17 protein-coding genes are annotated in these 21,763 nt (G+C 37.5%); 8 read left to right on the top strand and 9 right to left on the bottom strand.

Going from position 1 to position 21,763, the window contains the following annotated elements; all coding sequences use genetic code 11:
- The first annotated feature begins 65 nt into the window (after positions 1-65).
- The 6 genes from N178_RS08900 to budA all read left to right on the top strand — a co-directional run bounded on the left by N178_RS08900 (position 66) and on the right by budA (position 4,558).
- Positions 66-434, top strand: a complete 369-nt coding sequence (locus N178_RS08900; RefSeq protein ID WP_013055500.1) for a winged helix-turn-helix transcriptional regulator — start codon at positions 66-68, stop codon at positions 432-434.
- Positions 435-518: 84 nt separating this feature from the next.
- Complete coding sequence (locus tag N178_RS08905; RefSeq protein WP_013055499.1) at positions 519-698, top strand: hypothetical protein; 180 nt, start codon at positions 519-521, stop codon at positions 696-698.
- Positions 698-895 carry a YwbE family protein gene (locus N178_RS08910; protein ID WP_013055498.1) on the top strand — a complete coding sequence of 66 codons (198 nt, stop codon included), beginning with the start codon at positions 698-700 and terminating at the stop codon, positions 893-895. Before N178_RS08905 ends, N178_RS08910 begins: the two co-directional genes overlap by 1 nt.
- Positions 896-1,758: 863 nt before the next feature.
- Positions 1,759-1,923, top strand: a complete 165-nt coding sequence (locus N178_RS25845; protein WP_074679143.1) for an aspartyl-phosphate phosphatase Spo0E family protein — start codon at positions 1,759-1,761, stop codon at positions 1,921-1,923.
- Between the two features lie 225 nt (positions 1,924-2,148).
- Positions 2,149-3,828, top strand: a complete 1,680-nt coding sequence (alsS, locus tag N178_RS08915; RefSeq protein ID WP_080890166.1) for an acetolactate synthase AlsS — start codon at positions 2,149-2,151, stop codon at positions 3,826-3,828.
- 16 nt (positions 3,829-3,844) lie between these two features.
- Complete coding sequence (budA, locus tag N178_RS08920; protein WP_045291840.1) at positions 3,845-4,558, top strand: acetolactate decarboxylase; 714 nt, start codon at positions 3,845-3,847, stop codon at positions 4,556-4,558.
- A 109-nt stretch (positions 4,559-4,667) separates the two neighbouring features.
- On the opposite strand, the gene N178_RS08925 is transcribed toward budA, so the two are convergent.
- Genes N178_RS08925 through N178_RS08950 form a run of 6 tightly spaced genes read right to left on the bottom strand, consistent with a single transcriptional unit; the run spans position 4,668 to position 13,613 of the window.
- Entirely contained in the window at positions 4,668-5,090 is a 423-nt protein-coding gene (locus N178_RS08925) for an NUDIX hydrolase (RefSeq protein WP_045291841.1), read from the bottom strand.
- Positions 5,091-5,097: 7 nt separating this feature from the next.
- The gene (locus tag N178_RS08930; RefSeq protein ID WP_045291842.1) at positions 5,098-6,939 is read right to left on the bottom strand and encodes a 2-aminoethylphosphonate aminotransferase; all 1,842 of its coding nucleotides are present in this window, start codon (positions 6,937-6,939) and stop codon (positions 5,098-5,100) included.
- A complete protein-coding gene (aepY, locus tag N178_RS08935; RefSeq protein WP_045291843.1) occupies positions 6,932-8,062 on the bottom strand; it encodes a phosphonopyruvate decarboxylase in 1,131 nt (376 codons plus the stop codon). Before aepY ends, N178_RS08930 begins: the two co-directional genes overlap by 8 nt.
- The gene (aepX, locus tag N178_RS08940) at positions 8,055-9,572 is read right to left on the bottom strand and encodes a phosphoenolpyruvate mutase (protein ID WP_045291844.1); all 1,518 of its coding nucleotides are present in this window, start codon (positions 9,570-9,572) and stop codon (positions 8,055-8,057) included. The genes aepY and aepX overlap by 8 nt, the downstream gene beginning before the upstream one ends.
- A gap of 13 nt (positions 9,573-9,585) precedes the next feature.
- On the bottom strand, positions 9,586-10,995 hold the full coding sequence (locus tag N178_RS08945) for a Mur ligase family protein (RefSeq protein WP_045291845.1): 1,410 nt from the start codon (positions 10,993-10,995) through the stop codon (positions 9,586-9,588).
- Positions 10,992-13,613 carry a putative amidoligase domain-containing protein gene (locus N178_RS08950; RefSeq protein WP_045291846.1) on the bottom strand — a complete coding sequence of 874 codons (2,622 nt, stop codon included), beginning with the start codon at positions 13,611-13,613 and terminating at the stop codon, positions 10,992-10,994. Before N178_RS08950 ends, N178_RS08945 begins: the two co-directional genes overlap by 4 nt.
- Before the next feature lie 245 nt (positions 13,614-13,858).
- Here N178_RS08950 and N178_RS08955 point away from each other — a divergent pair, with 245 nt between their 5' ends.
- Positions 13,859-14,533, top strand: a complete 675-nt coding sequence (locus N178_RS08955) for a hypothetical protein (protein WP_045291847.1) — start codon at positions 13,859-13,861, stop codon at positions 14,531-14,533.
- Between the two features lie 3 nt (positions 14,534-14,536).
- On the opposite strand, the gene speE is transcribed toward N178_RS08955, so the two are convergent.
- Positions 14,537-15,424 carry a polyamine aminopropyltransferase gene (speE, locus tag N178_RS08960; RefSeq protein WP_045291849.1) on the bottom strand — a complete coding sequence of 296 codons (888 nt, stop codon included), beginning with the start codon at positions 15,422-15,424 and terminating at the stop codon, positions 14,537-14,539.
- Between the two features lie 369 nt (positions 15,425-15,793).
- Here speE and N178_RS08965 point away from each other — a divergent pair, with 369 nt between their 5' ends.
- Entirely contained in the window at positions 15,794-16,975 is a 1,182-nt protein-coding gene (locus N178_RS08965; RefSeq protein ID WP_045291850.1) for an MFS transporter, read from the top strand.
- Between the two features lie 48 nt (positions 16,976-17,023).
- Here the strand turns inward: N178_RS08965 and nasC are convergent, their stop codons facing one another.
- Together nasC and nirB are read right to left on the bottom strand one after the other, a co-directional pair.
- Positions 17,024-19,174, bottom strand: coding sequence for an assimilatory nitrate reductase catalytic subunit NasC (gene nasC / locus N178_RS08970; RefSeq protein ID WP_045291851.1), 2,151 nt, complete (start codon positions 19,172-19,174; stop codon positions 17,024-17,026).
- Positions 19,175-19,193: 19 nt separating this feature from the next.
- Entirely contained in the window at positions 19,194-21,539 is a 2,346-nt protein-coding gene (nirB, locus tag N178_RS08975) for a nitrite reductase large subunit NirB (protein ID WP_045291852.1), read from the bottom strand.
- Positions 21,540-21,763 lie beyond the last annotated feature (224 nt).

A 21,763-nucleotide genomic window follows, 5' to 3' on the forward strand; every position in this document is an offset into this window, starting at 1 on the left:
AACATCAGAAAAAATGCGAAACCATGCATTTAACCGTTATCTCTAGAACAAGGAGAGTTGTTAACGTGAAAAAATATAATATTCCAGTGGAAGCGGCACTAGAAGTCATTGGAGGCAAGTGGAAAGTCGTTATTCTTTGCCACTTAATTAAAGGGACAAAGCGCCCTGGGGAATTAAAAAGGATTATGCCGCGCGTTACACAAAAAGTATTAACGCAGCAGCTTCGCGAACTTGAAGCAGACGGCATCATTGTTAGAAAAATGTACAATGAAATGCCGCCTCGAGTAGAATATTCTTTAACAGATTACGGATGGTCTTTAAAAAGCATTCTTGATTCATTATGCTCTTGGGGAGAACATCATATTGAAAAAACGTATCCTGATAAAGAAGCTGTACTTATGCAGCCTGTAGAAGAAGTCACTGTTTCTAATTAAAAAAAGCTGACTAGATAGTCAGCTTTTTCATTGCCTTACTTTCTTTGTTTTTTCAGACGATGTACGTATTCAGGAGGAGCTCATATGACAGAACAACTTAAAAAGAAAATTAGTCTTCAAGATGCTATCAAACAGCAGCTTGCTAATAAGAAAAATCAATCTTCAAGTAAAGCTCAAAATAGCAGCACGAATCAAGCAACCAAAAAACTGACGAGTCAACAAACAAAAAAAACGAATAATCAGCGAAAGAGAACAGGTGTATAATGAACGGACAAAATAGAAAAGACGTAGCCCCTGGAATTGAAGTCGACATTGTTTTAAAAGCAGATCAGCGTTCTGGGAAACTTACACATGGAACGGTCAAAGACATTCTGACCAATTCAAGCTTTCACCCACACGGCATCAAAGTCCGTTTAACAGATGGACAAGTCGGACGCATAAAAGAAATTTATCCAAATTAAAAAAGCATGTATTCTACATGCTTTTTTAATTTACACTTCAAATAAATCTACTTATCATTTCCTACTTTTGTTAAAATAAAGAAGCACTGTCGTCCCCTTTCTTTCCCTTGAGAATTCACGCAAGGAAGAAAAAGGTGGTGGATAGTCTGAGACAAATCCTCAAGTCATTTTTCCTAGATGCTGAGAATGTTCAGCTCCTAACGGCTTACGTAGAGCTTTTAGGAGCCATAGTCGCTCTTATTTTGCTATTTTTCCAGTAGTAAAATAAGTAATCACCGATAAGTATCGTCTAAAAGGTTCTTCATCCATAAGGCCCGTGTGCTGATTGTCTTTAGGGAATGGTGTTTGGCGGCACTTCCCTATAGTAAAAAGACCGCTTCCTTGCAGAAATGGACAAGGTGTAATCAACTACGGTCGATTATGGGTGCGGGACCTTTTTCTTTATTAGTCTATGTCTTTTTTTCACTTCCCATACACAAAAATAAAAAAACCTCCGAGTTGGCGGTCTCGAAGGTTTTTTCTAGTGAATCGTTTTCGACAAATCCTCATCCGGGCTAACAAGGTTCAGATCTAATAAGGTTATGTGATGAATTTCTTCACCTTACAAGTTAAACTTGTCAAAGCTAAAAATTCATTCGCTTGTTAAGAATAACTGAACGTGCGCTCCGAATTATCATTTTTCCTAGCCTTAGTATATCATATTTGTTGAAAATAGGTAAAAAAAGTGTTCGACAAAGCTTGTCAGCAGCTCTTCACCTATTTCATATTTTTCAAAACAAAAACATTTTACAAATATGAAGGAATTTCATACTATTAGATAAAAGATAGAAGATAGAAGTATTCTGACTTGGAGAGGATTTCAAATGAAGCAACCTCAGTTAGAAAAAGAAATTCGAGCCTTACAATCAGATATTTACCAATTAGCTAAGAAAACAAGTAGCTATTCTCACGGTGAGATTTTAAAATTAAGTCAAAAGCTAGATCAAAAAATTATTAGTTACCAAAAGCTTTTTAACCATACCAAATAAGAGCCGCGTAGGACTTTCACTTGCTATCCCTCAAGTACCATAAACCTACAAATAAAACAGATATGTTTTATTCGAAATAGGTACATCTCTGCTTCCCTAATTAATAGGGAAGTTTTTTATTTAGAAAATTAAAACCTTCTCTTTCCTTTGGTTAGTTGTCATACAAATTGGGTATTCAATCAGTAGGCCTTAAAACCTATCTAAGAAATATAAAGGAGAGAATGCATGATGAGTAATGGTGATACTACCGACACAAAAAAAGGCGCCGATTTACTAGTAGAAAGTTTGGCAAGTCAGAATGTGCCTTATATATTTGGCATTCCAGGAGCCAAAATTGATGGCGTATTTGATGTTTTGAAAGAAAAAGGACCAGAAGTAATTGTGTGCCGCCATGAACAAAATGCTGCGTTTATGGCAGCTGCTATGGGAAGATTGACAGGTACGCCGGGCGTTTGCCTTGTCACATCAGGTCCAGGTGCTGCTAATTTAGCCACTGGCCTTGTCACTGCTACTTCTGAAGGTGATCCAGTGGTAGCCCTAGCAGGAGCCGTTCCAAGAGCAGATCGATTAAAAAAGACGCATCAATCAATGGATAATGAAGGACTATTTAAATCTATAGCCAAATTCAGCGTTGAGGTAGAAGACGCTGCAAACGTTCCGGAAGTGATAACAGACGCCTTTCGCGAAGCTGTTTCTTCTCCTTCAGGAGCATCTTTTGTCAGCTTGCCGCAGGATGTAATGGATAGCGAAACATCAGCTTCCACTCTACCGGTTTTAAAAGCTCCTAGGATTGGCGCTGCTAATTTAGACGCTGTTGCCCAAGCTATACACACTATTCGCACAGCAAAGCTACCTGTTTTGCTTTTAGGTATGAGAGCAAGTAAATCTAAAGCAGTGGAATCAATCCGTCAGCTTGTAGCAGAACATGCCCTTCCTGTTGTAGAAACGTTCCAAGGTGCGGGAGCTGTTTCACGAGAGCTTGAAACTCATTTTTTTGGACGAGTAGGTCTTTTTCGCAATCAGCCTGGAGACGTCTTATTAAAGCATGCTGACGTCGTCTTAACAATTGGATATGACCCAGTTGAATACCCTCCTTCTCTCTGGAACTCAGAAAGTCAAAGAAGTATTATTCATTTAGATGATTTACAAGCACAAGCTGACCATCATTACCAGCCAGAAATTGAGTTAGTAGGAGATATTCCAAGCACAATTGACATACTAGCGGATAAACTTCCACATTTAATACGTTCAAAAGAAAGTGCTTCTTTTTTAAAAACGCTAAAAAGCAAACTAGAACAACCTGACGATCAGTACGAGTTTTCTAATGACACTCACCTTCATCCCCTACAGTTAATTGAAACTCTGCAGGACTTTGTTGAAGATGATACTACCATCACATGTGACGTTGGTTCGCATTACATATGGATGGCTCGTTATTTTCGTTCCTATGAACCTCAGCATTTACTATTCAGCAATGGCATGCAGACGCTAGGTGTTGCTTTACCTTGGGCTATTTCAGCTGCGCTCGTTCGCCCCCATAAAAAAGTTCTGTCCATGTCTGGAGACGGCGGTTTTTTATTTTCAGCTATGGAACTCGAGACAGCCGTTCGGTTAAACTTACCGATTGTTCACATTATCTGGAACGACCAATCCTACGATATGGTTGGCTTTCAACAGCAGATTAAATATGGCCGAAAATCTGCAGTAGAGTTTGGCAGTGTAGACTTTGTTACACTTGCTGAAAGTTTTGGTGCCAAAGGATTTAGAGTTAACTCTCCAGAAGAATTTTCGGACACTCTAGCAAACGCTTTTCACGAACAAGGCCCCGTTATCATTGATGTTCCTGTAGATTATAAAGATAATGAAAAATTAAATACACACCTACTGCCAGATCAAATTAACTGAAAGGACTGAGTAAAGAATGAGCAATAAAGAAAAATTAACGATTCACCAAACTTCCACTATGATTGCTTTATTAGACGGCGTGTTTGACGGTGTTGTCACATACAAGGAATTAGCTAAAAAAGGTGATTTCGGCATCGGTACGTTTAATCAATTGGACGGTGAAATGATTGCCTTTGACGGAGAATTTTATCATATTGCTGATGGGAAAGCCGCACCTATTAGTGAAGATGTAAAAACACCATTTGCCATTATGACAACCTTTTATGAAGATATCTCTTACCGTGTAGAAAAGGAAATGAATCGTGAACAACTAGAAACCTTAATGAACGAGCTTATTCCAAGCCCGAATCTATTCTATGCAGTTCGCATTGACGGGAAGTTTAAAGAAGTAAAAACCCGCACGGTTGCAAAGCAAGAGAAACCCTACCCCTCTATGGTAGATGCGGCGGCTGATCAGCCTACATTTACATCTTCAGATGTAAATGGAACACTAGCAGGTTTTTACACGCCAGAATATTCTTCAGGCATCGGTGTTCCCGGCTACCACCTGCACTTTATTGATGAATATAAAAACGAAGGGGGCCATGTTTTAGACGTCTCAGTTCAGGATGTTACCATTCAAATTTGCAAAAAAACGAAATTAAATCTCAATTTATCGGAAACAAGTGAATTTTTAGATGCTAATTTAGAAGACCATGATGTAGAAGAAGAAATTGCGACGGCTGAATAAACAACGATACTTTTACTGATAAAAACTCTCAGCGCTGCGCATGACGATGAGAGTTTTTTATTTAATCGAGTTCAGGCTGCTTTTCTAGCACAACACAGAAACCTTCCGCCTATAAGTAAAAGGAGCCCGTGTCTTTTAAAATATAGAAAAATGGTATTTCAGTCTCTTTTAGACATCTAGCCATTCGATCCTTAAAGTTATCTAATTTAATTATGTTTTTTGCTTCTTCTAATGTAAAATATCCCACATCCTGCGTTTCATTAGAGACAGAAATTTCCCCGCTAATCGCTTTTCCTTTTAATAAAATAACAGTAGTAGACCTTTTAACATCTTGTTCTACTCCAAGAAAGTTGGTCACTTCAATAACAATTCCAGATTCCTCTTTAACTTCTCGTATACCCGCCTCTTTTATCGATTCACCTGCTTCTACAAAGCCTCCAGGAAATTCCCATCCCCGTCTATAGTTTTTGACTAGAAGTACGTGATGATCTTGATTGATTACCATAACTGCTACAGCTAATTTTTGATTCAACTCTTTCTCACTCTCCTTTTAAAGCTTTAAGATATTGTTCAAGAAGGTGAAGAAATCTTTCTATATCTCTATATGTGATATCACCAATATTTGCTATTCGAAACGTTTCTAATTTATTAACTTTACCAGGATAAATGGTAAATCCTTGTTTATAAAAAAAATCATGCATAATATCAAAATTATATTTTTTATCGGAAGGCTCGATGATAGAAGTAATAATTTTAGAATGATGTGTTTCCGGAACCAAATAAGTTAACCCAAGCCGAGTAATTCCATCAGTTAAAGTAGTCCATGATTTTGAGTAGCGTTCATATCGTTTCTCAATTCCTTCCCACTGAGTTTCTATAATTGCCTGCTTTAAGGCATACATAGTCTGAACAGGAGGAGTAAAACGCATTTGTTTATTCATTTGGAAATAGCGGTACTGATCATATAAATGAAGATAAAGGTTACGAGGCTTCATTTGCTCCGTTTTTTCTAACCGGTCTTTATTTGCTATAACAAACGACACCCCTGCCATTCCTTGAAGGTTCTTATTTGCACTTGCGGCCAGATAGCTTATATTCATTTTTTTCATGTCAATCGGAACAGCTGCATACGAACTCATTGCATCCACAATCATCTCGATATTTTTCACTGCACAAAATTCTCCAATTTGTTCAATATCATTAAGAAGCCCTGTTGACGTTTCACAGTGAACAAGTGCCAGATAAGAAACGTTCGTTGAAATCTTTTTTATGAAAATTTCTAAGTCGTTCATATCAATAGCCTGCTCGGCGGAGCTTTTATATTCTGCATAATTCAGCCCATAAATCTCAGCGATTTTACACATTCTCTCACCGTATGGACCGTTATTGATAATAACCACAGTACCGTTATCAATTACTGAACTTAAAATCGATTCCACTGCCGCTGTTCCAGATCCGCCGAATAATACCGTAGTATACTTCTCTGGATTCCCAACAAATTTTGTTAGTTCAGCAGAGATAAATTCCATCGTCTCCCCAAATTCTTTTTCTCTCGGGCAAATGTCCTCCACTATTTGAGCATATTTGACGGTGTCTGTGGTAGTTGCCGGTCCCGGGTTTAGAAGTATATTTCTCTTAACAGCGTGTGGAATACCTTCTCGAGCTTTAATAACCGGATAAACAATAGTAGTTGCTCTTGCCCAGTGATCTTCATCATCCACTTCACACCATGCCAAATTGTCCAGTTTATGAATATACACATTTGTTTTTTCAGAAATTTTAACGAGGCCATATTCATAATCAATCGTTTGATTAAACTGAAATAGCGTATTTGCTTCATCACAAAGTTTCTGAAATGTAGCATAAGAGAGTTTGGTTAAACCAACTAGTTCTGCATAGATACTATTCAACTCTTCTTTTTGTTTTGACATATTCTTAAGGCTATTATTTTCATCGGCTTCGATATACACTTCATCACCAGCACCGTTCAATTTACTCGCTAGTATGACATCTGATCTCGAATGGTTTACTAATGTTTTCAATGCACTCTTTTCATAAATTACATCTGATTCCAATAGTAAAAAATCTTCTTTAATATAATTTTTAAATTGATACAGCGTAAACAGACTTCCTGTTGTTTCGTATCTAGAATTATAAACACATTTTATTTGAGGGTATCTAACCATTAACTTTTCATATTCTTCTTTCATATAACCTGTTCCAATAAAAATCGTCTCAACTCCCGCTTCTATTAACTTCGAAATGGAATGTTCAATAATCGATTTTTCATCAATCATCAAAAAACCTTTAGGGCGATTTCCAGCTCTTTTACGAATCCTGCTCCCCATCCCTGCAGCTAGAATAACAGCTGTTTTAATCATCTAAAAACACCTGCAGTCTTTCTCTGACTTCATAAGGCTTCATTTCAGGACGCCCCAGGTTCTTTTTAGATCCTTTCGCTATTTTAAGATATAAAAACGTTAATTTTTTATCGTTTTTCCACTGTTTTATATGCGTCTCTAACTCATTTAAGTTATGAACATGAATGGAATTTTGATACCCACAGGAAGAAGCAATATCTACAAAATTAATGTTATGAGAGACCGTATGTTGTCCCCCTGTAGAATCATGGGTTTGATTGTCTAAAAGAATGTGTAATAAATTTGCCGGACAATAGTAGCCGTTGGTTGCTAGATTTCCCATGCGCATAAGCAAAGCTCCGTCTCCATCAATCGTAATGATGTTCTTTTCATTTCTGCTTAAAGCTAAGCCCAAACCAATGGAACTAACGCACCCCATAGATCCAACCATATAAAAATTATTTCTTGCGTCTTCTATTTCGTAAAGCTCTCTTCCAGTTTTCCCTGTAGCGGCCACCTGAATGGTATCATTGTCCTTTAGTGAATTAACTACTTGTAATGCCTCATACCTTGAAGGTAACTCGTCGGTTGTTATCTGTTCACTTTTCATTTTAGGAGTAACGTTATTCATTGATTTTTCTAAAAGCTTAACTGGCTCAAACGTTCCTTTTTTCACAATAAAGAAGTAGCTTTCATTATTTTCAACAGCTTGATTAGCCCGCTGCAATTGTTTTTTGACTTCCACAAAATCAGAAGATAAATATTCCCATTTTATTTTCATCGTATTTAGCAGGGCAGGAGTAATTTCTCCCATTAATTCATGCTGCGGTTCATCCGGAAATCCAGGTTCTCCGCGAAAACTGACAAATCCAAGAATAGGAATTTTAAACGGATGAATAAGAGAGGTTAAAGGGGAAACAGCATTTGCTAATCCGGAGTTCTGCATTAAAACAACCGCTTTGTTACCAGCGATTGATGCACCAGCAGCAATCGCTACCGCTTCTCCTTCGTTTGCTGCTGCTACATATTCACATTCGTTGATAGCGTAGTTAATAAGATGTTTAAGATAGGAACAAGGAACCCCGCTATAAAATTGAAAACCTAGTTTTTTTAATTGAGTTCCAAATACGGACGTACTAATCATTTTTCCCACCATCTTTTTGAATCTTTGTATACGTTTCCGTATCTATCCATGACCCCATCGTATATTTAACAGCAACCGGATGAATTAGATTAATATAATTAAAGAAATCAGAGAACGTGAGCTGAGCGAAATCTTTTCTTTGTGCCAGTTCTTCTAAAGCTCTTTTTACAATCTCAGTGCCTTTTCCGGAAACTTTCCAAAGACCAATGAATTCACCATGAATGTTTTTAGAGTTTGGATTGCACGACATTTGAATCAAGTCTACTGTTTTGGAATACAGCTGTTTGGAATAGGGAAGTTTAGCGGTTACATAAGATGTTTGATTTCCTTTTAACTCGTAATCAGCTCCTGCTACGATAGTGATATCGCCACTTTCATGAATTAACTCCTCAAAAATATGTGTTTTATACACGATGTTACTATCGCTTATTAAAGTAGCCGTTCCTAGCTTATCCCTCGCAGCATAAAGATGATATAATTCTCCTTTATGAGGAAACTCCTTGTCTTCCATAGCTTTGTTACGATCTACTTTTATACTATTTGTCACGCCGACTTTTTTTAACTGATTTATCTGCTCAGTTATTAAAGCGTCATTTGCTGATTCTTTTACCAAAATCATAGCGTTCGTGCTATGATTGGCAGAGCTTAAATAAAGTTTCTCTGCCATATCGAGCTCTTCAGCTTTTTGAAGGCGAAAAACTTCCTCAAGCGGAGAGACATTTTTTTCTACGTTAATCAAACTTTTATCGGAATAAATCTGAGCAGACGTTTTCTGCATAGCTGTAATGGAAGATCTTAAGTTATGGTTAGCCCAAATGCTCAAGCTAATTCCTAAATCACTAAATTTATCAGTTGGAACCGAATAGTATTTGGTTGGAACAATAATAACTGGAAGCCTGTTTCCCCACTCTTTCATAAAAGCTTCGATCTCTGTCATATCTGACCTTTTACTATGAATCAAAACGGCGTCGGTTCCCGCTTGGCGATAAGCTTCTGCACGCTTTAAAGCTTCTTTCAGCCCCCACCCTGCAATAAAAGCTTCTACGCGCGATACCACCACAAAATCTTCATCTTTTTGACTATCTTTCATTGCTTTAATTTTGCCGCAAAATTCATTAATATCTGCAAGCGGCTGTGCTTCACCTTTAATAAATGAGTTTGTTTTTGGAAACAATTTATCTTCAATACACACGCCTGGAATGTCTCGCTGCTCCAATTTCTTAACCAATCTTCTTGCATTATTAAAATTCCCATAGCCTGTATCGCCATCAAGAAGAATTGGAACGGATGTTGCGTCACTCATAAACTCTAAGACGTCTAATACCTGTGTCCATGAAGCCTCGTTATTATCTCTTACACCCAGTGCTGCAGATAAGGACAGGCCACTGGCCCATATCCCTTTGAATCCGGCTTCTTCTACAATCCTTGCAGATAGCGCACTGTGAGCTTCCATAATAAACTCTAGCTGTTTACTTTCTATCAACTCTCTTAGCTGTTTAGTCTTCTTCATTTCTATCCTCCTTTTACTCTTCGTTATCTGGAATGAGTTTATTTCTTAATTGTTTAAAAGTAGGTTTTTTCATAACACGATGCGTTACTTTTAATAGAAGTATTGTATTTTCATTTAAATAAGGAGCTAAAACATCGTATACTTCGTCGCCGGTATTACAGAAATAGACTTTATTAGGATCCATTCCATATTTTAAAGCTCCTGTTCCGATAGCTTTTGCCTCATCTCCTACTACAACCAGAATGTCAATTTTTGATTCCGCTGCTTTTTTTCCCATCTCTTCGTATTGTTTAATTGCATGAGGCCCTTCTCCCAGCTGAGGCATGTAGCCTAATAAAGCGATAGACCGTTTCTCTTTTGACATATCACCAAGAACTTTAAGAGCTGTAGCCATCGATAAAGGTGAAGAGTTCCATGTATCATTAATTACCGTACATTCATTCATTCCTCTTTTAAATTCCAAATGTTCTTCTACTTGTTCAAATAAGCTAAGTCTTTGTATGGCAACGGAAATATCAACGCCTACATAAAATACAGCAGCAATGGCAGCAAGTGCATTATAAACATTATGTTCACCATATCCAGGGATAAAGGCATTGTACTCTTTGTTTTTGTGCTTTAAAGTAAAGGCCATTCCTCCATTAGCATATTTAATATTCTTTGCTTGAAATTGGGAACCATCATTTTTACCTACATATACAACGCCTTTAAAAGGACTCACATCAACCACTTTCTTAATATTTTCGTCATCTGCGTTTAAAATCAAAATGCCGCTATTTGGATCTAAGCCTTCGACAATTTCAGCTTTTGCTTTCATATATTCTTCAGGTGTTTCACAATCAGCGAGATGGTGCACGCCTATATTTAATAGAATTCGTATTTGCGGCTGAAAGTAGCGGCACGCAACTTTTAGATAACCTGGATAAGCGACCGGCATCTCAAAAACAGCTACCTCCGTCGTATCATCAATACCTGTTAAATAACGTAGATTTACAGACATAGAATTCATACTCATCCACGTAGCTTTCACTTTATAATCTTCAATTAATATTTGTCGGATCATCTCTTTCGTGGTCGTTTTCCCACAAGTTCCTGTAACACCAATAACAGGAAGATCAAAGAGCCCTCGGTAGTATTCAATAAATTTCCAATAAGCATCTTCTAATTGAGCTGTTTTAACAAGAATAATATTTTTCTCTAAGTTCGTGCACAGCTCGGGTTGGTCTGTTATAACGACAATTGAATGATTTTCTTTCCAATACTTCCCTCTAATCGGTTCTCTATCTAAATGAAAGATGAGTGTATGATCCTCTATATCTCTTTTAGCGTAGTTTATAGCATGTTTAATAACGGGATTTCCTGATCCATAACAAAGGTCTCCCCCCGTTTGTTTAAGGATTTCATTTAATGTGAAATTCTTCATGTTAAATCCTCCTTTTCTTCTTCGTAACCCGCCAGTGAAGATGCATAATTGAGTAGACGAATCCCCGCCAAAGTACGAAGCTTATAGGCTCTAATTTGTGAGAATAGACTATCTGGTTTTGCATTTATTTCGAGTAACTTTATGGAACCGTACTGATCTATACATAAATCTACTGCCAGCTCTCCAAAAGGACCCACTTTCTCCTCTACTGTTGCAACAATATTTTTAGATATTTTAGCTAATTGGTTTATAACGAACCTTCTGTCTGTTGGATCAGGGTATAAACTATTCAATATTTTACTGAGGCGCATATTCGTTTCAGAATCTTCCGTTAGCACATCTTCACCGGTGAGGCGCGCAACCATACCCGTTCGAAGCCAAATTTGTTTTTCATTTTTTTGCATATAAACCCGTATTTCTAAATTTTTATCTTTATGCTGCTTTCTGCGAATTCCTTCTTGAACAAGATAAGGATTGTTTTTCATCAAAGGGGAGAGCAAAGTAAATAGTTCTTCCATATTACTGAATTGATGAAGCTCTTTTTTATTAAGATCAAACCAAAAGATACCTGTTGGTCGGCGAACGATGCGCATGACTCCTTTACTTAAGGCTCCGCCAAGCGGTTTTAAATAAACTTCTCCGTAGCTATCAAGCATTTCTGCAATGTCAGCAGGTTTTTTTACTAGACGTGACTCCGGAAGAAACTCTTCGTATTCTTTCATAAGAAGTTGATATGTTGCCCACTTATCTCCCGTAAGCTGAAACAAATTTGAAGAATTAATAAAAGGAATTTTATAAATCGCCTGAAGTTTTGCTCTTACTTCATCTATTAAAATATTTTTTCTACCATCTATGAAATAACGATCATAAATAACAGCAGGAAAAGGAAAAAGCCCTTCACCATTAATGGTTGTTCCTTTAACCAGTTTTTTCTCCCAATCAATATCTTCGGGTTCAAACACATATACAAGCATTCGCTTTTCATTTGCTAAGCGACATAAATGGTGGAAATAAGTTGTTTGTCTTTCAAAAGGACGATTAGCAAGAATGCCAATGATAGGACCTAAAGTTATGATGCCTTCTGAAGCTGATAGCTTGGGGCACCAATCTTTTGGGAGAGATAGTTTATGACGGAGAGATTTAGAGAGTTGAACCATATTTGAATGGCGAAATGAAAAAGGATAAGAATGAACAGTTGCGGTTGATATTGCCTTTCCTGCACTAACAATCGTAGACTGCCCCTCTGTGAGGCCGTATTTTAAACGGAGCTTTTTGGGGATTTGGATAATATATCCGCGATCATAGATTTCTTCAGAAATCTTTACATTCCAATTTCCTCGAATATCGTTTGATTCATCACAAGGAATTTCTTTTTCGATCATTTCAAATAGAAAAGATAGTTCATTTTGATAGTGTGGATAGCTAGATGTTTTCATAAGATTCGCCTTGATATCTTTCCACATCCGCTTAAGAAAGATTTTATTCCCTTGATAGTAGGCACGCTGCGTAAGTGGATGAAATAAAAATTCGCTTTTTAATTCATGATGATGGGTAGCAACTAGCTGAGCAAGAGCTAAAGTAGAGAGAGTAATTCTAGGGTCGATAATCCAAGAACTTAACGTTAAATACTCAAATCCATACGGTTTTTCACGATAGCGTCCAATACCTCCATGGTTCGTTTTCCTTCTAAGTTTAGCAGTCTTAGATTCTTCTATCAGCGCTACTGGAATAGCAAGGTAGTGGTCAAGAGCTCTTAATAAAGATAAAGAAAGCGGGATGCCAAAATGGATATGCCCTCCACATTGATACCCTGAAAACGGCATGCTTCCTGCCCGAAAATGAACGTTTTTATATGGTACCTGTGCAGATGCTTTTTCTATTAATTTTTGGATATTCTCAAATAGCTCTGTTGATGAATTCGCTTTTTCAGGCCTAACTTCTACTAATGCATACTCGCCGCTATCTTGCTCTATTTGTCTTTCATCACAACCTACCGGACCTTCAACAGAAAAGAAAGTAGAAGCTGGTAGAAGCTCTCCATCGCAACTTAACATAAACTCAACATCAGCACCCATGCTAAAAGGAACAGCAGGCTTTAGCGGTTTTTCTATCCAATCGCTTTCTGATGAGTTAATATCTGTGACGATACACTCTCCATTTTCTAATACACCCATTTTAACAAAGCCGCTTTTAGCTCCTGTTACGTAGAGCGCTCGAATGGCTACGTTCATCAGCATTTCCGGTACATCCATGCTGTTTATCTGTTCTAATTTCCAACCGAAGGCTTGCGTTCGAATGGGTATTTCATTAAATACAACATGTTCACTGGTCACTACTTGTACTGTTTTTACGCTTAGTCCTTCTACTTCTAGACAATATTCTTTGTCTATTGCATATATTTTCGTAAAATAATCATATCCTTCATATATTGCTTGGTCCTTTGTATTGACGATAACAATATCTCTTCCGCTATGGTGACCATATTTCCTCCCTATCACTGGATATGAACAGGTTTTTGGGTCAACTAATTCAACAGACGGTATATTATTCAGATTAAGAGTTTGCAACGTCATTTCTTTATCAGATAATATCCCTAACTCTTCTCTCATTGGATCCATTTTAAAGCCTCCTAATTAGAACTTTCTATCGTATTTTGCTACTTTAATGCCCTATAACAATAATCAGCTACTCATATAGTATGTAACTATACAAAATACTCCTGTACATTTATCTATTTATTTCCACCGTCTCTAAAAACTTTTTATGTATTTATTTAACACGCGTAATAATTCACCGATTTTATTTTCACTGCATTTATTATAGAAAGAATAGATTTCAAACGATATAAAAGGGGAAATAGTCAATGACATTAAAATTCATTCATGGAAACTACTTAAAATACAACAAAGGAACTGGTTTTATAAGCTGTCATGTGGATGCACTTCATGCCGAACCACCCGCTGCTGATTTATTTACGGACAAAGTCGTAGAGAATTTAGTCAAGAAAACAGGATGTGCAGGAATCGTTAGTACGGTTTCCAGAACCGTAGCAGATTTAAATAGAAACCTAAATAAAGCGAACTATGAGGGGATACAAGAGTATAGAAGTACAATCCAAGAAATTGTTAAATTTTTAAAGATAATAGATAGTAATAATTGCCTTTTAACACCCTATTTGCATTTATCTTTTCATGGAATGAAGGATACACATTACGGACCTTATGCAATTGAAGTCGGGACTTTATATGGACAATCTTGCTCAAAGGAAGTTAAAGATTGGTTTCAACAGAAGCTAACTAAAAAATCTGAAGATTCGTTCCCGAAAATCCATGTAATATTTGATAATAAATTTGTGGGAAACGAATCAATTGCCTTTCACAGACAAGGTGACAATAGCGGTTATCTAGGTTACAGTCATAATTTTAATACGTTTCAAATTGAATTATCCCGGACTCTGCGTAGCAAACACAGAACTGCTATAACAAATATATTTTCCGAGATTATTGATGACTTTCAACAAACATTCGTCGCTACTTAGTTTTTAGGAATCCTTTCCGTCTACTATTTCTTTTATATATTTAGGTAAAACAAATGATGCACGGAAAATTTCAGGATCAACATATTGAGTATGTGTATGCTGTAACTTCGCCAAATCGGCCTGAAGAGGATCCATTTTTTTAGAAGCAATCGTAAAACTCCAAATGCCGCAAGGGAAAAGGGGTATAGTCACTAGATATGTGCGGACAATGGGAAATAGCTCCTTTAAATTTTTAACGGTGCCTTGTAACGTAGAAGTATTGTAGTAAGGAGACCCTGATTGAAAAACAACCACGCCATCATCTTTAAGGCTGTTGTAGACATATTGATAAAAATCAGGTTGAAATAGTTTTTTTCCCGGCCCAACAGGGTCAGGTCGATCAATTATGAGAACATCATAAACTCCCTTCTGCTCTTGAATCCAATCTATTCCATCGCGATGTATCATATTGAGCCTGGTTTCACCATCATAACAAGAAGCCGGAGTTAGCCATGTGCGGCAGATTTCTGTAACTTTTGGGTCAATTTCAACTACATCAATTTGTTGAATTCCGTCATACTTCATTGCCTCCCGTGCAGGACCACAGTCTCCTCCGCCAATCATCGCAACTTTTTGGGGATTTGAATGCGTTATAATTGGCACATGGCTAATCATTTCATTATAAATAAACCCTTCTCCTGTTGAAATTTGTGGAGTACCATCTAGCACCAGCATCTTCCCATACCATTTTGTATCCACAATACTGATTTGCTGATAGGAAGATTGCTCATAGTGAAGCAGACTTTTTACTTTATACCCCATTTTCACTCTAGCCTGTCCAACGTAACTCCAGATCCAGAGAACTCCATTATCATCCTTTTTATAACCTGAAAGAGGATGCTTTTCTGTCACTTTTTCCACCTTCTATTTCAAAAATTTGTGTTCTATATAAAATATGAATTATTTTTCATTTCGATATAATTCGATAGCACAAATTTATAGGTGCTTACTCTATTAATCTCTTCTAATTTCAATTTTTCTTCCATTCTTCCCACAATATTTCTACTTGCTGTTCTTTCAAAGCTTTTTAATTGTTTCTTCATCAGCACTTAGATGGAGTACAACTCTAAGTTATCTCTCCACTCTTATCTGCGTCCGTTCTTCAGCAAAAGTACGGAAGAAAACCTAACACAGAATGATACATAAGAAAGAAAGCGTAGTATCATAATTACCATATTGCAACAGCTTTACGCTGTATATAAAAAAGGAGGTTTTTAAGCAATGTTTTCTAAACGGCCCTTATCTGTACTTCTTATCTCTACTTTATCTATGATTATTGCTTTTTCAGTATGGTCTGTCTTCGCACCTATCGCCGCAGATATTCAAGTGATGTATTCATTAACCAATGCTGAAAAAAGTATCTTAATTGCCACTCCCGTCTTATTAGGTTCCCTCATGCGGATTCCGATGGGGATTTTAACAGATCGCTTTGGCGGAAGAAAAGTGTATTCGTTGACAATGCTTGCTCTTTTACTCCCTACCATTTGTGCAGGCTTTACCCATTCTTACTCCATGCTGCTCTTTTGGGCATTTTTTATCGGCATGGCTGGAACAACATTTGCTATTTCCATTACATATGTCTCTAAATGGTATTCACCTCAAAAGCAAGGTTTTATTTTAGGAATTGCCGGCATGGGCAACTTAGGATCAGCGGTAGCAAGCTTTAGTATTCCACTTATCTTTTCTTCTTTTGGCTTGCCTTGGGTATTTTGGAGTTTAGCAATTGCGGTAGCCTTAATGGCTCTTTTATTATGGGTAGGAACTTCAGACCACCCTTCTGCTGCTTCCCCCAAAACGCTGCAGGAATCTTTATCGGTATTAAAATTTAAAGAAACGTGGTTTTTATCCGTTTTCTATTTTTTAACATTTGGTGGATTTGTCACGTTCAGCATCTATCTCCCTACCATTTTGCATGATCAATTTAATGCTTCAACTGTAGACAGCGGGCTGAAAACAGCTGTTTTTGTTGTACTAGCGACGTTTGTACGGCCTCTTGGAGGATATTTATCAGATGTATTCGGAGCAAAAAAAGTACTCACCTTCGTCTTTAGCGGAATGCTACTAATAGGGGTATTTATTGCCTTTACCATTACGGCCTTCTCCCTATTTAGCGTAGGTTGTTTACTTGCAGCCATTACTCTTGGTATCGGAAATGGAGCTGTTTTTAAAATGGTTCCATCTGTTTCAACAGGAAATATTGGAGCTGTTACCGGCATCGTAGGAGCATTCGGAGGAGTAGGCGGTTTTTTCCCTCCCATTGTGCTAGGCTTTATAAAAGATACAAGCGGAGATTACGTGGTCGGCTTTTCCTTACTAGCGCTTTTTGCCCTATTCTGTCTCTTACTGAATTATTCTGGATTCAAAAAACAAGATGTACGTATTAACCAAAAGCACCTTGCCTGATTCCATGTAAAAAGCCTCTTTTTCAAGAGGCTTTTTGCATCAGCATTTTTAATAGCTGCTTCTTTTTACAGAAGGGCTAATATTCACAGCACTTACTTTAAAGCCTGGCATCTTACAGGCGGGATCTAATTTCTCAGAGACAAGATTATTAACATTTTGAGAATCCGCCCAGTGAAAAGGAACAAATACGGTATCTGGCCGAATTCCCTCTGAAAATTTGCTTCTCACTACAATCCTTCCATATGAAGATTCAATTTGTACTAATTCTTGATTCGAAATTTCATATTTTTTCGCTGTTAAAGGATGGATTTCCATAAAAGATTCGAAATTTCTAGCAGATAAAGACGCACTTTTTCGCGTTTGCACACCCGTTAAATAGTGTGACATTACTCTCCCTGTTGTTAAATAGAGAGGATATTTTTTCGTTATTTTCGCTTTAGGAACAATAGCTTGATTCGAGACAGGGACCATCATCGCTTTTCCATCACTATGAGCAAAACGCGTTTCAAACAGGCGCTCGGTTCCTTTATCTGTTAAGCTTCTGCATGGCCATAAAATTCCTTTTTCCTCTCGTAATCGTTCGTACGTAATACCGGAGTAATCCGCGATCCCTCCTTTACTTGCTATTCGCAGTTCATTAAATATTTCTTCAGCTGATGAAAACGAAAAATGTTCCTCTTTCCCTAAAACTTTAGCAATTTCACATAGTATTTCCCAGTCGTGTTTGATTTCGCCGCGGCACGGAAAGCTAGCTTCGCGCAGTGTAACTCTTCCCTCTACATTTGTCATCGTTCCTTCATCTTCCAAATAAGAGGATGCTGGTAAGATCAAGTTTGCTAATTTTGCTGTTTCTGATTCAAACATATCTGCTACCACTAGAAATTCAAGCTTTTCAAAAGCCTTCTTAACAAAATTAGCGTTTGGATTTGAAACTGTTGGATTTGAACACATCAGAAACAGCCCTTTAATTTCACCTTCATGAATTTTTTCAATCATTTCATATGCGGAAACACCTTTTCTTGGAAGGTCTTTCTCCTGTATGTTCCACACATCTGCTATATACATCCGATGCTCGTGATTTTCGATTGAACGGTAGCCTGGAAGCTGATCCGCTTTTTGACCGTGTTCTCGGGCTCCTTGCCCATTTCCTTGACCAGTAATGGCTCCATATCCGCAGCGGGGTTTACCGATTTTCCCAACAGAAAGTAGAATATTCAAAAAGTTCTGCACAGCAGCACTCCCGTCTGTTTGCTGCTCTACCCCTCTAGCAGTAAAAATCATTCCTGTTTCTCTTTGACCAAACATACGGGCAGCTTGATACATTTCCTCAAGCGGCACTCCCGTTATTTCTTCAATAACACTAAATTCTAGCGACGCCACATATTGCATTACCTCTTCAAATCCATTAACACGTTTTTGTAAAAATCGTTCATCTAGATAATTTTCTTCGATAATGACCTTCAAGATTCCATTGGCTAATGCCGCGTCGCTCCCCGGTTTAAGCTTCAGGTGTAAATCAGCTATTTTAGTTGTACCTGTCTCTCTTGGATCAATAGCAATAATAAAAGCTCCGTTTTCTTTTGCTTTTTCAAAATAAGGCATAATCGTTGGCTGACATTCCGCAATATTTGTTCCAGCTAACATAATACATTCAGTAAATGGAATCTCTTGTAAGCTATTCGTAAATCCTCGGTCCATGCCAAATGTTTTACTAGCAGCAGAAGCAGCAGCTGACATACATAAACGTCCATTATAATCAATATACTTTGTTTTTAACGCAACTCGAGCAAATTTCCCTAATAAATAAGCTTCTTCATTTGTAATAGAGGCACTTCCATACACACCTAGCGCATCTGCTCCATTCTTCTCTTGAATTTCTGTAACGTGCTCTTTAATATAGTCAAGAGCTTCCCTCCAAGAAATCTTTACAAACTCTCCGTTTACTTTTAATAAAGGATATTGAATCCGCTCTTTATGCAAAGGATGCTGATGCGCATTCATTCCTTTGATACATAATCTTCCTTGAGAAGTAGGATTGTCTCTTCCAATTGTTTTATACGTTTTTCTTTTTACATGTGTTTGTTCAACTAACTGCATTTTGCACTGCATGCTGCAGTAAGGACACTGCGTATTATAGATACGCTCGGTTTCAACTTGCTTTTGCTGCTCACGAAAATATTTCAACAGCATCTCAGTCATCGTAGGTCACCCTTCTTTCCTATAATAAATATGTGATTGCACGAGAGCGTTCTGAGCTGAGCTGCTTCATTAAATACTCTCGATTGTCTGCCTCAAACAAAACTTCTCTGACATGAACAATTCCTACTCGCTCGATCCAGCTGCCGACAGCTTCTAAATAGTTGCCCGTTTCACGGTAATATTGAATCAAAGAACAGCTGATTTCTATCGCTTCTTCGTTCGTTTCGGCCACATAAAACAGCTCCCCGCTTCTGGCTTCTGTGCTGCTTCCGCCAGCATATATTTCCCAACCTCTGTCTATTCTTCTTAATCCTATATCACTTGTTGTTACATCCTCTGTAATGTGAAAACAAGAAGCAATACTGATTTTGATATCGCATGGGGTCTTTACGTATTCAAGCTGTTTGTCTAATTCATTTGATAAAGCAAGAGCAGGTTCATACTGACAAATACACGTTCCTTTTCCGATATAAACAGATACATTTTTAACTGTACGTTCATATAGCTGCTGAAGTCCTCTATCTATTTCCTCACTTATCAACGGAAGATATTCTTTTTTCACTCCAATAAGTTGAATGCGCTGATCACTTGTTAAACGAATATTCGAGATGTTGTACCTTTCAGCCACATTTGCTATGTTCCTTAATTCCTGTACATTTGTCAGACCACCGTGAATTTGCGGTACCACTGCATAAGTCCCGTCGTGAAGCAAAACGGCCTGTTCATTCTCCGTAGTAAATAAAGAATGTCGATTGTTTTCATAATGAGGATTCATCATATCTAAATAGTAATGAAGACCGCCTTCACATAACGAGCAGCCTTTCATGTCTTTAAACTTTAACATTTCTCTTACTTGCTGAACCGTTTCAAATTGATATTGCTGCATTTCTTTTACCAGCTCATCTTCTGATAAATGTGTACATGTACAAAAGGTTCTTTGTTCAATGATTTCATCAAATTCATCGCTTTGAATATACGTTAAAAGGTCTGTTACAAGGGGTTTGCATCCTCCGCATGAACCAGAAGCTTTCGTGCAATTTTTTATTTCATCTACTGTCGTTAAATCATTTTTCTGTACTGCTTCAATAATAGCTCCCTTGGTTACACCGTTACAGTTACATACGATATCTGTAAGTGGCATAGAAGCTGCTGCATGTTCTTTTTCATGTTGAGAAGGAAATAATTGTACTTTTTCCGCTTGCGACAAATCCTTTTTTTCACTAATCATTTGTGATAGCTTTATAGCCTCACTGGTATCCCCAAAAAGAACAGCTCCCACTATTTTTCCTTCGCGAAAAACTACTTTTTTGTATATACCATCTAACATATTCGAAATCGTAATAGCTTTTGCACCTTGATTTTCCTTAAACTCTCCGACCGAGTAAACGTCTATTCCTGATATTTTTAACTGAGTGGAAAGAACGGACCCGCCATAACCTTCGTTTTTTATTTGGCAAAGGTGTCGCGCTAAGACTTTTCCTTGTTCGTAAAGAGGAGCAACAAGGCCGTAGGTCATTTCTCGATGTTCAGCGCATTCACCTACTGCATAGATATCCGGGATGCTCGTTTCTAAATAATCATTTACGATAATTGCTCTATTTGTTTCTATTCCGCTTTTTTTAGCTAGATTAACATTAGGCCTCACTCCTGTAGCCATTACAACTAAATCAGCTGCAATTTTGCTGTTATCATTAAATCGGACGCCTTCTACTCGGTTTTCCCCTATAATCTCATCCGTATGTTTGTTTAATAGAAAACTCATGCCTTGCTTTTCCAATTCTTCTCTTAACATAGCAGATGCTGCTCTGTCTAACTGTCGCTCCATTAAAAAACCCGAATGATGAATAACTTGAACATCCATTCCTAAATTTAATAGCCCTCTAGCAGCTTCCAGCCCTAACAGACCCCCTCCAATAACCGCTGATTTTTTATACTGTTTAGAAATTTCAATCATTTTCTGACAGTCTTCGATGGTACGAAAACCGAGGACACCTTCTTTTTCAACCCCTTTAACGGGGAGCATATACGGGCTCGAACCGGTAGCAATAATAAGCTTGTCGTACATCGTCTCTCTGTTTTTATCTGTTTTTATTATTTTTCTCTCGGTGTCTATGTGCGTAACACTTTCTCCTTTAAATAACGTGATATGATTTTCCTTATACCATGCCAAAGAATGAATATTGATATCTTCAAGCTTTGTACTGCCTTGTAAAACGGTTGATAATAAAATTCGATTATAGTTAACGTGAGGCTCACTTCCAAAAACAGTAATATCAAAACAATCTGGAGAATGAATAAGAATTTCTTCAATACAGCGCATTCCCGCCATTCCGTTTCCGATTAATATCAGCTTTTGTTTCGTCATATAAAAACCTCCAACACATAGATTCAGACCGTAAAATATACATTTTTTATTATTTCATAAACTTCTCTAAAAGAAATGAACCTTGTTATAACTTCTAACATTAAAATCTGTTTAAAGCGTATGAATACGCCGATACCTTTCGCTGAAAGCAGGCTTTTATATAGAAGATTAATATGCTTTAAAAAGGGGTAGAAAAAAGGATGCTGTGCTTGCATTACCTTTCT

This window comes from Priestia aryabhattai B8W22, assembly GCF_000956595.1.
In the GTDB taxonomy this organism is placed as follows: domain Bacteria; phylum Bacillota; class Bacilli; order Bacillales; family Bacillaceae_H; genus Priestia; species Priestia aryabhattai.

Bases quoted from the DNA above. Each gene is read 5' to 3' on its own strand.
- N178_RS08905 (WP_013055499.1), top strand. From the start codon at position 519: ATGACAGAACAACTTAAAAAGAAAATTAGTCTTCAAGATGCTATCAAA.
- N178_RS08910 (WP_013055498.1), top strand. From the start codon at position 698: ATGAACGGACAAAATAGAAAAGACGTAGCCCCTGGAATTGAAGTCGAC.
- N178_RS25845 (WP_074679143.1), top strand. From the start codon at position 1,759: ATGAAGCAACCTCAGTTAGAAAAAGAAATTCGAGCCTTACAATCAGAT.
- alsS (WP_080890166.1), top strand. From the start codon at position 2,149: ATGATGAGTAATGGTGATACTACCGACACAAAAAAAGGCGCCGATTTA.
- budA (WP_045291840.1), top strand. From the start codon at position 3,845: ATGAGCAATAAAGAAAAATTAACGATTCACCAAACTTCCACTATGATT.
- N178_RS08930 (WP_045291842.1), bottom strand. From the start codon at position 6,939: ATGATTAAAACAGCTGTTATTCTAGCTGCAGGGATGGGGAGCAGGATT.
- aepY (WP_045291843.1), bottom strand. From the start codon at position 8,062: ATGATTAGTACGTCCGTATTTGGAACTCAATTAAAAAAACTAGGTTTT.
- aepX (WP_045291844.1), bottom strand. From the start codon at position 9,572: ATGAAGAAGACTAAACAGCTAAGAGAGTTGATAGAAAGTAAACAGCTA.
- N178_RS08945 (WP_045291845.1), bottom strand. From the start codon at position 10,995: ATGAAGAATTTCACATTAAATGAAATCCTTAAACAAACGGGGGGAGAC.
- N178_RS08950 (WP_045291846.1), bottom strand. From the start codon at position 13,613: ATGGATCCAATGAGAGAAGAGTTAGGGATATTATCTGATAAAGAAATG.
- N178_RS08955 (WP_045291847.1), top strand. From the start codon at position 13,859: ATGACATTAAAATTCATTCATGGAAACTACTTAAAATACAACAAAGGA.
- N178_RS08965 (WP_045291850.1), top strand. From the start codon at position 15,794: ATGTTTTCTAAACGGCCCTTATCTGTACTTCTTATCTCTACTTTATCT.
- nasC (WP_045291851.1), bottom strand. From the start codon at position 19,174: ATGACTGAGATGCTGTTGAAATATTTTCGTGAGCAGCAAAAGCAAGTT.
- nirB (WP_045291852.1), bottom strand. From the start codon at position 21,539: ATGACGAAACAAAAGCTGATATTAATCGGAAACGGAATGGCGGGAATG.